The organism is uncultured Methanobrevibacter sp. (assembly GCF_902801725.1).
Taxonomy (GTDB): Archaea; Methanobacteriota; Methanobacteria; order Methanobacteriales; family Methanobacteriaceae; genus Methanocatella.
Genome location: NZ_CADCJB010000006.1, coordinates 19,550 through 31,772, shown reverse-complemented (window position 1 = coordinate 31,772; position 12,223 = coordinate 19,550). Strand labels below are relative to the sequence as shown.

Below are 12,223 nucleotides of genomic sequence, written 5' to 3'. Positions count from 1 at the left end.
AAATGATTAACGAACCGAAAATTGTAGAAATCAAGGAAATTATTGATGAAACTCCTACTATAAAAACCTTCAAATTCGATTGGGACATGGAAACATTGGGTCGTCCAAATCCAGGTGAATTTGTAATGGTTTGGAATTTTAAAAATGAAAAGCCAATGTCAATCTCACAAATCAATGATGATGAAATGGCCATCAGTGTCAAGAATATTGGTGAATTCACTTCCCATCTTCATGATTTGGCTGTTGGTGACAAAATTGGAATTAGGGGAAGCTATGGTACAGGATTTAATAATTCATTTGAGGGCAAAAATATAGTAGCTATTGGTGGTGGGGTCGGAATGGCTCCAATTAATGCAATAGCAAGTGATTTAATCGAAAAAGGAAATGATGTTGATGTTATTGCTGCAGCGGTTACAAAGGATGAATTGCTGTTTGCTGATTCTCTTGAAAAATCAGGTGCAAAAGTTCACTTTTGTACTGATGATGGAAGTTTCGGATTCAAGGGATTTGCCACAGATTGCCTAAGTGATTTGCTCGAAGATACAACTTACGATTATGCATTTGTTTGCGGTCCTGAAATAATGATGAAAGGAATATTTGATATTCTTGAAGAGGCATCCATACCTGCACAATATTCTCTTGAAAGATATATGAAATGTGCTCTTGGAGTATGTGGACAATGTTGTGTTGACGGTGAAGGCTGGAGAATCTGTGTGGAAGGACCGGTTTTCGAAAATGAGAAAATTTATAAAATCGAAGAATTTGCAAAATACAGAAGAGATGCTTCAGGCGTCAAATACTAAATTATGGTGATTATATGGGAGTGGACATTAAGGATTACATGAGCCCACCAGTACTTTTGGTAATATTTCTGGTTGTAGTTTCTTTAATGTTTGTATTTCCTGTTTTGAACATGGTAATTTTGGGAGCCATTTTGGCTTATGGAATCAAGCCTGTTGCAAACAGAATTCAATCCAAATTAAAATATTCCTCCATTTCCATATTGCTTGCAATGGTTGTAGTTTTAATACCTCTGATACTGCTGTTATTCTATATAATTTTTGAAATATCGATTTTTGCCAGTTGGGTTTTAGCAAACAATTACAATACTGACGTGACTAGCGCAATATCTCAGATATCAGCGTATCTGCCATCTGGAGTTGATGTTAATTCTCTTAATTCATTTATAGACTCAACAATTAAAAATGTAGGGAGCTATGTTCTAAATTATTCAGTTAAATTCGTAAGTAAATTTGCAAATCTTACTTTGGATTTATTTATTTTAGTTTGTTCTGTGTTTTATTTTGTGCGTGACGGCAGTAAGTGTCTTGAATTTATCAGATCATTTGTCCCTGATGATTCCAAGGAATTTTTTGACAATACTGTAGTTGCGGTTGAAGACGTTTTGAAAAGCATTTTTTATGGTCACTTTTTAACTTCAGTTATCATAGGAATTTTCGGCTGTATAGGATATAGTATTTTGGGATATCCGTTCGGTATCTTCTTGGGTGTGCTTACAGGTATACTTCAATTGATTCCTGTATTTGGCCCATGGCCGATATATTGGGCATTATTTTTCATCGATTTGGCATCAGGAAATTATGTCAGAGCGATTATCGTATTGCTGTTTGGATTCTTCCTGAGCACTGTTGATATGTATATACGGCCTGCACTGTCAAGTCATTATGCCGATATACATCCGCTGATTTTATTAATTGGATTTTTGGCAGGTCCGTTGGTGTATGGAATTGTAGGATTCATTGTCGGTCCTTTAATATTGGGAATTACTTACACTGTGCTGGACAATTATAGAAAGGAGTATCTTCTAGGTGATGATTAAATGGAAAAAAATGTTGTAATTTTGGATATTGACTACGTTACATATGAAGATAAACCTGTCATTCGTTTATTTTCAAAAAATGGCGATGAAAACGTAATCCTTTTGGATGATACATTTGAACCGTATTTGTATGTGGTTTGTGATAATATTGAGGAGGGTATTGTCGAAATTCAGGATAATCTGGATGTCCGTGTAGAAAAGGTCACTAAAAAAGATTTTCAAATAGAAAAGGAATTTCTCAAGGTCATATTCAAACATCCTCAGGAACTTGCTAAAAATAGGGACAAATTAAGAGACCTTGAAAGTGTGGTTCAGATTAGAGAATTTGACATTCCGTTTTACAGAAGATATCTGATGGATAGGGATGTTATTCCGATGACTGAGGTAACAGCTATCGGGGAAGAGATTGATTCATTTTTGAACCTGGATTCTAAAAAGCAAGATATTCAAATTATCAGGCTAACTGAAGAACTGAAAAGAGTTCCTGATTATCCTCAAAAATTCAGAATTTTAAGTTTCGATTTGGAAGTGAGGAATCCTCATGGAATGCCCAATTCAGAAGAGGATGAAATCATCATGATTGGTGTGGCCAGTAATTTTGGCATTAATCAGGTTATTTCTACAAAAACAAATTCAAAAAATCGTGATGATTTTGTAAATCAGGTTTCTTCCGAAAAGGAAATGATTGAAGAATTTGTTCAAATCATCAAACAGAATAATGTTGACATTATCGTTGGTTATAACTCGGATAATTTTGATTTCCCATATATCAAGGATAGGGCAAAGATATTGGGTGTTGATTTGGATATTGGAATGGATGAATCTGAGGTCAAGTATATTAGAAGAGGTTATGCCAATGCAGCTTCTCTTAAAGGATTGATTCATGTAGATTTGTATCTTGTAATGAGAAGATACATGTCACTTGAGAGATACACTCTAGAGAGGGTTTACTATGAACTGTTCGGTGAAGAAAAAATCGATGTTCCCGGCGAAAAGATTTGGGAATTTTGGGATAATGGCGGTGAAGAATTGGACAATCTGTTCGATTATTCACTTGATGATGTAATATCCACTTTAAAAATTGCAGAACAAACATTGCCACTTAATTTAGAACTTACCCGTATTATTGGACAGCCTTTATTTGACGTAAGTCGTATGGCTACTGGCCAGCAGGCAGAATGGTTTTTAGTAAAACAGGCTTATTTTGACAATGAAGTTGTTCCGAATAAGCAGGGATCCAACTTCGCAGACCGTGCAAATGCGGAGGATAATGAAGGTGGATATGTAAGGGAACCTGAAACAGGTCTTCATGAAAATCTGGTTCAATTCGATTTCAGAAGTCTGTATCCGAGCATTATTATTTCAAAGAACATATCTCCTGATGTAATGGTTTTGGGAGATGTTGAAAACGAGAAGGATTATAATATTTCTCCGGAACATGGTTTGAAGTTTAAAAAGAGTCCGCAGGGTTTTATTCCCTCAGTCATTGATAAGATTTTACAGGAAAGATTCAAAATCAAGCGTGAAATGAAAGAATCAGATGATCCTCAACAGAAAAAGGCTTTGGATGTACAGCAGCAGGCTATTAAAAGATTAGCCAATACTATGTATGGTATTTATGGTTTTCCTAGATTCAGATGGTATTCTTTTGAATGTGCAAAGGCAATCACTTCATGGGGAAGACAATACATTAAGTCATCAATCAAAAAAGCAGAAGAATACGGATTTTATGCAATATATGCAGATACTGATGGTTTTTATGCTAAATATAAAAAAGAAAAAAAGTAAGAGAAATTTAATTCTCTTTTAATTTTATTTTGTTATTTTAATTGTAGATGAAACAGTTTTTGCAATACAATATCTGTCACCTGAACTTACAACAACTTTATGGGTTCCAACACTTAATGATTTTAAATTTAAGTTTCCTATTCCTTTTGAATTAGTTTTAACCTTGTAAGTCTTATAAGTCTTACCTGTATAAACTTTTAATTTCAATGGAAGTCCTATAATTGCCTTTTTAGTTTTTGTGTTTTTGGCAACCACTTGGAAATATTTTTTTGCTCCTTTTTTAGCAGTTGTAGCTTTTGGAGTTAATTTTGTTGGAGTTTTCTTAATCACGACTTTTGTTGTAACTGTTTTGGCTGTGAAATTTTTAGATTCTCCTCTTGAAACAACAACCTTATATGTTCCTGGTTTTAAATTGTCAAGAGAGAGTTTAATTTGACCATTTCCACCGGTAGCTCCCTTATAACTGTAATACCTATTTTTGGAAACATAAAGCTTAATATTTATTTTTGCATCATAAATTGGCTTTTTGTTTTTCGCATTGGTTAAAGTTACAGTAAAGTACTTGTCCCTATGGTATGTATTCAATCTTGGAGCTTTTATTGTAGCGCTAGCTTTTTTAACTGTAATGTATTTGGTAACGGATACAGCTCTATATCTGCTTTCTCCATTTTGAATAACCATTTTATGTTTTCCAACTGATAATGGTGCGGAAAATTGCACAATACCTTTTGAATTTGATTGGGCAAGGTATGCTTTATACTTTTTACCGGTGTATAATTTCACAAATAGGAATGCACCAGATACAGGTTTGCCGGTTTTTTTATCAGTTACTTTGAATTTTGTTGTAATTCCTGTATTATACCACATGACTGAATTTTTAGCTGTAATGACAATGACTGGAGGAATAATGGTAATTTTTCCACTTGTTTTTACATTATTGATATTTTTAGTATCATTATTACTTACAGTAATGTCGTAAACTCCACCAATTAAGTTTGTAACAGATATTTTACTTTGTCCATTTGCGTCAGTTTGGAAATAGTAATTTTTACCACTGGTCTGTGGCATGTATAAATTAAGAATAATTCCAGGGACTGGAGTCTTATAGTTTTTACTGGTAACAGTAATTGTTACGTTTTTCTTAGTTCCATATGGTTCTTTAAATGGTTCGATTTTAATATTAATGGTTGCTTTTGTAATTGTTAAATCAACATTAATTTTTGTAGATTTAATATTGTCACTGGTAGATAATTCAACACGATGCTTTCCAACTTCCAATTTTCTCATTTCAAATGTGTTGTTTTCATTGTCGAATTCATACAAGTTTGCTGTTTTAAATGAAACGATGTTATTGTCATCTGCTGTTGCGGAAAATCCTGCTCTGAGATTTCCGGTTGTGTATAAACTTAAAGTTTTACCTTTTAGGGATGTGGTTGCATCGTCAAGATCAACTAACTTAAATTTGAACTCGCCACTTTGGTATTCATTTTTGAGTGCAACAGTTTCAATTTTAACATTGTAAATTCTGTTGAGTGTAATAGTTTTTGAAGCTCCGTTCTTCTTATAGGTAATTGTTAAGTTTGCTGAAGAGAAATCTCCTTTTTCAAGTTCGAAATTGATTACTCCATTGTTCACTTTATAGGTTTTAACATTAATTGTGGTTGTGCTGTTTCCAATTTTGGTAACAACATTTAATGTAATGTCATCAGCAGTAAATGCGGTGTTGTTAACTCCATTGGTAACATTAGCTTTAAATTCTCCTTTTTTAGTGGAGTTGATGTCCAGTTTAGTTGTATTCACTTCAACAGTAAGATTACCATAAACAGAAAAGGCTATGTTCTTGGAAGATTCATTGAGTGTGTCGTTACCGATATATTTTATTATTAAATTATGTTTTCCTCTTGGAATGGTATCTGTAAAAGTAACAGTATCATTAGCATAGTTAAATTTGAGTTCTTTAGTACCTTCGATTACTTTTAAATCTTTTTGGGTAACATTCAATTTTTTGCCGTTGCTAAAGACAGTCACTGTAATCTTTTTAGTTTCTTCTTCTCGAACAATGACGTCACTTGCTTTTATTTCAGTTGCATATTTTATGATCACGTTTTTAGAATCTTTTGCTTCAGTATAATTAATATTGAGAGTTGCACCAATATACTTAAGATTTTCCAGTGCAAATTTGATGGTATGGTCAGAAATACTGAAATCTTCGATTATTTTTGATGTCTTATTCCCACTGTCATCATAAAGTATGTTTAATGTCATTTTATCCTTATTCAGAGCGTATTCGGTTACTCCATCAGTAAAGACTACTGGTATTTCAACTGTTGAACCATCGCTACCAACACTTGACGGAACTTTTAATGTTTTGTCTCCAAAAATGGATAATGTAATATTTTTTGTAGAATTTTTATAAATAGCATTTCCTAAATAAGTAATACTTAAACTATGATTGCCAACAGTTAATTTATCGACAATATTGACTTTTGAATTATTATAATTGAAATTAATTGCTTTAGTTCCCTCTTTAACTGTAATGTTTTCTTTTGAAATAGTAATTGATTTACTTTCCTTATCTTTTACAGTCACTGGGATGTCTACAGAGTCATTCTCACTAATTTTTACATTTTCAGACTCTACTGTAGTATCTATTTTCTCAGCGGTATCTCCAACGGGAGTCACGGAAGTGCTATCATCCGTTAAAATACCTGTGTCTGATGTGCCAGTGTCTGCTGCACATGCAGATCCAATGCTTACTAATAGGAATAATGCCATCACTATTAATAAGATACAAGAGTTTTTAAGTTTCATAACTTTTTATCCTCCTTTTTTAAGAAAATCATATTTTTTAAAAAAAGTGTATAGATTTTCAGTACTATTAATGTTAGTATGAATTAACATTTATACTTATGCTTTGGCTATATATAATCATTTTAGTTTTAATGATTATACAATTGCAATTTTCATAAAAAAAGTTCTGTTGATGCAAATCTTGGATGATATTAAAAAAAATAAAAGGGGGTGAATAATAATTATTCACACGACACGGAAAAATTTTGTTCTTTTTGTGGCACTTTTCTGAATCACTATGTAAGATGATGTGGATCCATCATATTTCAATGCATAAGGCATTATTTTAACAACATGTTTTCCTGCAGAGAAATCATTTGTAGAAAAACCAAAAGCTCCGTCATATATTTTTGAGCTACCTTTAATAGATTTGGTGGTCAAAGAATAAGTTTTATATTTTTTGCCGGTGTAAATTAAGACTTTTAATTTAACTCCATTAATTCCCTTGTTTGTATTTTTATTTGAAACGGTGTAGGAAAGTATTGCGCCGGCCTTGTCAGAGCTTCTTGCCATAAGTGTAAATTTCAAAGGTGTTTGTTTGATAACGGTGATTTGTGATGTCAGTGTATTGAAGTTATATCCTTTGTGTGTTCCGCTTACTATGATTTTATGTGTTCCTGCAGTCAAATCTCTGGTTTTATATGATGCAATGCCTCTTGAATTTGTAATTACATGTACTATTTTATAATTTTTGCCTGTGTAAACTTTTAATGTGAGTTTCATATTGCTGATAGGCTTTTTAGTTTTTGAATTGATGATTTTTATAGACCAAATTGCAGAACTTTTAAGTGCAACTGTCATTTTGGATGCTGAGATAACTGCAGTTGCTTTTCTAACGGTTATTCTCAAATCCTTGTCGACAGCAGTGTGGTTTTCATCAGGTGTTGTGGTAACTCTAAGAATATACTTTCCAACATTAAGTCCTGAAATTGTCAATATATTCTTTTTAAAGACAATTTTGGCTTTTGGTTGTTTTAAAACTTTAATATTTTCTTTTTTAACAATTCCACCATCAACAATTACGCGAATGGAACCTGATGCACCATAGTCAAATATCATGCTGGCGCTGAAATCGACGCTTGATGATGCTTTGGTTCTGTTGAAGATATTGTCTGCTGTAAATGCATTTTTAGTTATGTTGAGCGCATCTTCTTCACTTTCATTATATTTGATGACAAAATAGTTTGATGTAATGAATGATGATGAATTGCTGTATATTGCCTTTCCGAACAATGCTGTGTTATCTTTAAAGAAAGAGTTTTTTATGATGTCCTTATCGCATGAAGCGATAGCTCCACCATAGGCTCCACGTGCATCATTTTCAGTGAAGGTACAGTTGTCTACAGTCATTCCATTGCTGGAATCAGCACTATAAATTGCAGCTCCTCCGGTTATGAAACTTTCTTTAACGGAATTAAGATAATTTCTGTTAAATTTGCTCTTTGAAATAGTATTTTCTTCTCCTTTAACAGCGATTGCACCACCGCTTTGGGATGCAAAATTGCCACTGAATGTGCAGTCTGTTATACGACAGTCATTGCCTTGCATTAATATTGCACCGGCATATGAGTTCGCGGAATTTTCGTTAAATGTACAATTGGTAATTTGACAATCGTTACTTACTATGGCTATTGCACCGCCTGCACCCTGTTTAGCTATATTGCTTGTAAAGGTACAATCGGTTATTTTACAGTTGTTTCCTTTTAATAAAATTGCTCCTCCAGAGCTTTCACCAGCCATGTTATGACCAAATTCGCAATTGGTTATGATGCCGTCATTACCTTCCCAAAGAACACTTCCTCCAAATTTACCGTTTCCTCCGATTAATTTCACATTACTTAAAACTACATTGGATGCGGTAGTTCCAATATTGAAAAATCGTATAACGTTAAAATTATTTTCATTAGGTTTTATTGTTGCACCATCACCTTCGCCTGTGATTGTAATTGTTTTATCAATATTGATTGCCTTTTTTAGCTCGAAAGTACCTTTGAGCACAATTGTATCCCCTGCATCTGCCTGATCAATTGCATCCTGAATATTAGTGCTAGGGTCAATATGATGGGTATTGGATTCACTGACTTCTGGTGATTCATCAATTGGTTGTGTTTCAATGTTTGTTGAGTTGTCCAGTGCAAAGGTATCTGAGTCATATGATGATGCACTTACGGCTGAAATCGTACAAATGCCTATCAATATTATCAATAATAGTTTTTTATTCATTAGTCACATCCCCTAAATTAAGAATAAAGTAAAAGTCATTATTTATATTGTACGGAAGTATTTTATACCTTTTGTAGCCGCTTTCTGGATTGTTAATCTAGTTGTTATTGACCCTTTATATTTAAGGGCTACTGGCTTAATTATGACATTGTGAGTTCCTGCTGAAAAATCATTGGTTGTAAAACCGATTGCTCCGTTATATGTTTTTTTACCTTTAATTTTTTTAGTGGTTAAAGTATACTCTTTATATTTTTTGCCGGTATAAATTAATACTTTAAGTTTAACTCCATTAATTGCCTTTTTTGTATTCTTATTGTATACAATATAGGAAAGTCCTGACCCTTTTTTGTTGGATTCTTTACTCTGCAGTTTAAATGTCAATTGAGTTTGTTTGACAACTGCAATTTGTGATGTCAGTGTATTGAAGTTATATCCATTGTGTTTTCCACTTACTATGATTGTATGTGTTCCTGCAGTCAAAGCATTGGTTTTATATGATGCAATGCCCTTTGCATTTGTAGTCACTTGCACGGTTTTATATTTGGATCCGGTGTATACTTTTAAATTGAGTTTCATGCCTGAAATAGGTTTTTTGTTTCTGGCATCGATAAGGGTAATTTTCCAAACACTGGGACTGTTAAGTGCAACAATTAATTTGGATGCAGAAATAACTGCAGTTGCTTTTTTAACGGTAAAATTCATATATCCATCGACAGCAGTGTGGTTTTCATCAGGAGTGGTAGTAACGCGAAGAACATAATTTCCAACATTCAAATTTGAAATTGTTATTTCGTTATTTGTATAAGTAATCTTGGCTTTATCCTGATTTAAAACCTTGATATTTTTAAGTTCTATAATTCCTCCTTCAACGCTCACTCCAACATGTCCTGCGTCACCATATTCAAAAATCAATCCTGGTGAAAAGATAACGTTGGAATCGACTTTTATTTTTTCAAATTTGTTTTTTGAGGATATTTCATCTGAATATATAAAAATGGCATCTCTAGGGGTTTCATTGTAGTCAATTACAAAATGATTTGATATTATATTTTTACAATCATATAAGATTAAATCATTTCCTAAAGAAGCATAGTTTCCTTCAAAGAATGATTTGTTCACTGTATCGTTTTCACATAGACTTATGGCTCCACCCTCTGTTTCACGTGCATGATTTCCAATGAAAGTACAATTGTCTACAGTTAAACCATGGGAATTGACACTCATAATTGCTCCTCCTCCCTGACGTTTGCTTTCATCATTTTTATTTGAAACATAGTTGTTGGTGAATTGGCAGTTTATTATGGCTATATTTTCTTCAAGTGCTGCAATTGCTCCTCCATAATCCATACAGTGATTGTTGTTGAAAATACAATTGCGTACAGTACTGCCGGCGGACCTCAATAGTATAGCACCACCATAGCTGCCTTCACCACTTGCAACGTTGTCACTGAATTCACAGTCGCTTATTATGGTTCCTGTTCCATTAGAAAAGATGGCACCACCATATAAAACTGCATGGTTGTTAATAAATGTGCATCCATCTACTTTACAATTTTTACCTATGATTAGGAGTGCACCACCAATTCCGTAGTCTGTGCTTCTTGCATTATTGTCTATGAAATCACAATCTTTTATGGTACCGTTGTCACCCTGCCAGGTTATTGCACCTCCGTATAAAAAAACACTTCCAACAAATTTTATATTGCTTAAAACAACATTGGAAGCATTTTCACCGATATTGAAGAATGGGGTATTGTATTCGGATGAACCATTGTATTTTATTACTGCTCCATCACCAGCCCCTACAATTTTAAGGGTTTTATCAACGTTAATCAGATAATCGCATGTATAATTTCCTTCAATAGTTATTGTGTCTCCTTCTTTTGCATTGTCAATTTTATATTGAAGATTTCTGTAATTATTATTTCCAGACTTCAGATTATTTGCATTGTCCTGACTGTCTACCAAATAATCTTCAGTTGGAGATTCGTCTGTTGTTTTTGTCTCAATGTCTGTTGTGTTGTCGGATGCAAGGATGTTAGCGTCATCTGCTGCACTTACATTAGAAACTGCACAAACACTTATTAAAATGAGCAAAAACAATATTAATGATTTTTTCATATCATTTCCACCTTTTTAATATGTATTAATGTAATATTTGCTATTTGATGAAGAATACCTCAGTTAATCATATGATTCACCACTATTATTGATTTTAGCCCCAATGTGTTGTTTTTATATTCAACACAGTATGATTAGGCATTAATGTAATGTACATATTATTACTTTTTTCATCTACTAGCAATATTCAACAATTCTATAAATTATTAAATATAATTTAATTTATTTAATTGAAGTTATTTATAATTTTCATATAAAGTAATATATTTCATTTGTTGTGATAGAAAAATTATTATGTAAAAAGAGTAATGATTTGTTATAAAAAAAGAGATAATGTGAAGAATATATTCTATTGAGAATAATTATTCTTCGATATAGGAATCTATATTGATATCCAAATCGTCGCAGATTCCTTTTAATTGTTCGTATAATTTTTCATCTATTGCAACACCGTTTGCTTCAGCATCGGCAATTCTTTTAACTTCCAAATCTCCTGGTATTGCCACATTTTCTCCTGTAGCTCTTACTTGAGATACGAAGTCTTCAGTATTTGCGACAAATTCTCCGAAGTCTCCAAATTTGGATGGGTCAATTACGACATATAAATCTCCTTTGGTACAGTCTTTGGTTGGTGAAGCGGTACCGCTAACTCCAAGTCCATATCCTGCTTGTACTAGTGGTCCGGTAAGGATTTCAATTAATAAGGACAATGCATATCCTTTGAATCCACCAAACGGTAAAATTGATCCTTCAAGTGCTGCTTCAGGGTCGTTTGTTGGTTTTCCGTCTTTATCTAATGCCCATCCATCAGGTAAGTCTAAGCCTTTTCTTTTTGATTCGATGATTTTTCCACGGGCGGTAACGGAAGTTGCCATATCTACAGTAATGTAGGTTTCTGAAGGAATACCTAATGCAAGCGGGTTGGTACCGATTAAAGATTGACTACCTCCTAATGGAGCAATAGCAGGATCGGTATTTGCAATAACGAGTCCGATGCAGTTTTCTCTTAATGCTAAATCAGAATAAAATCCGGTTACTCCGAAGTGATTTGAATTGTGAACACCTACACATCCAATTCCTACATCTTTAGCTTTTTTAATAGCTAATTGCATTGCTTTGTATGATACAGCTTGTCCAAATCCACTATTACCATTAATTAAAGCAATTGCAGGTGTTTCCTTTTCTATAACAATATCATCTTTTAGGTTTATGGTTCCTGATTCGATACTAATTAAGTATTGTGGGAATCTTCCCAATCCATGTGATGTGAAACCTTTTAAGTCAGCATCAATTGTTGCTTCAGCTACAAATTCGCTGTCTTCTTCGCTAGCCCCTAATTTTTTCAGTATTTCTTTTACAAGAGCTATCTCATTATCTTTCATTATCTTCATTTATACACCT

7 protein-coding genes are annotated in these 12,223 nt (G+C 33.3%); 3 read left to right on the top strand and 4 right to left on the bottom strand.

From position 1 onward, the window contains the following. Positions 1 to 2 precede the first annotated feature (2 nt). Genes QZV68_RS01980 through QZV68_RS01970 form a run of 3 tightly spaced genes read left to right on the top strand, consistent with a single transcriptional unit; the run spans position 3 to position 3,628 of the window. The gene (locus QZV68_RS01980) at positions 3 to 803 is read left to right on the top strand and encodes a dihydroorotate dehydrogenase electron transfer subunit (protein ID WP_296878086.1); all 801 of its coding nucleotides are present in this window, start codon (positions 3 to 5) and stop codon (positions 801 to 803) included. A gap of 14 nt (positions 804 to 817) precedes the next feature. Continuing rightward, positions 818 to 1,840, top strand: coding sequence for an AI-2E family transporter (locus QZV68_RS01975; protein WP_296878084.1), 1,023 nt, complete (start codon positions 818 to 820; stop codon positions 1,838 to 1,840). Beyond that, complete coding sequence (locus tag QZV68_RS01970) at positions 1,841 to 3,628, top strand: DNA-directed DNA polymerase (RefSeq protein ID WP_296878082.1); 1,788 nt, start codon at positions 1,841 to 1,843, stop codon at positions 3,626 to 3,628. 24 nt (positions 3,629 to 3,652) lie between these two features. Here QZV68_RS01970 and QZV68_RS01965 read toward each other — a convergent pair whose 3' ends face one another. The 4 genes from QZV68_RS01965 to comC form a co-directional block, all read right to left on the bottom strand. Continuing rightward, positions 3,653 to 6,439 carry a hypothetical protein gene (locus QZV68_RS01965; RefSeq protein WP_296878080.1) on the bottom strand — a complete coding sequence of 929 codons (2,787 nt, stop codon included), beginning with the start codon at positions 6,437 to 6,439 and terminating at the stop codon, positions 3,653 to 3,655. 225 nt (positions 6,440 to 6,664) lie between these two features. After that, positions 6,665 to 8,701, bottom strand: coding sequence for a right-handed parallel beta-helix repeat-containing protein (locus QZV68_RS01960; protein WP_296878077.1), 2,037 nt, complete (start codon positions 8,699 to 8,701; stop codon positions 6,665 to 6,667). A gap of 42 nt (positions 8,702 to 8,743) precedes the next feature. After that, positions 8,744 to 10,822 (bottom strand): hypothetical protein, encoded by a 2,079-nt coding sequence (locus QZV68_RS01955; RefSeq protein ID WP_296878075.1) that lies wholly within the window; start codon positions 10,820 to 10,822, stop codon positions 8,744 to 8,746. A 362-nt stretch (positions 10,823 to 11,184) separates the two neighbouring features. After that, positions 11,185 to 12,213, bottom strand: a complete 1,029-nt coding sequence (comC, locus tag QZV68_RS01950) for an L-sulfolactate dehydrogenase (protein WP_296878074.1) — start codon at positions 12,211 to 12,213, stop codon at positions 11,185 to 11,187. Positions 12,214 to 12,223: the final 10 nt, after the last annotated feature.

Excerpts from the sequence above, each read along its gene's own strand:
- QZV68_RS01980 (WP_296878086.1), top strand. The coding sequence starts at position 3 with ATGATTAACGAACCGAAAATTGTAGAAATCAAGGAAATTATTGATGAA.
- QZV68_RS01975 (WP_296878084.1), top strand. The coding sequence starts at position 818 with ATGGGAGTGGACATTAAGGATTACATGAGCCCACCAGTACTTTTGGTA.
- QZV68_RS01970 (WP_296878082.1), top strand. The coding sequence starts at position 1,841 with ATGGAAAAAAATGTTGTAATTTTGGATATTGACTACGTTACATATGAA.
- QZV68_RS01965 (WP_296878080.1), bottom strand. The coding sequence starts at position 6,439 with ATGAAACTTAAAAACTCTTGTATCTTATTAATAGTGATGGCATTATTC.
- QZV68_RS01960 (WP_296878077.1), bottom strand. The coding sequence starts at position 8,701 with ATGAATAAAAAACTATTATTGATAATATTGATAGGCATTTGTACGATT.
- QZV68_RS01955 (WP_296878075.1), bottom strand. The coding sequence starts at position 10,822 with ATGAAAAAATCATTAATATTGTTTTTGCTCATTTTAATAAGTGTTTGT.
- comC (WP_296878074.1), bottom strand. The coding sequence starts at position 12,213 with ATGAAGATAATGAAAGATAATGAGATAGCTCTTGTAAAAGAAATACTG.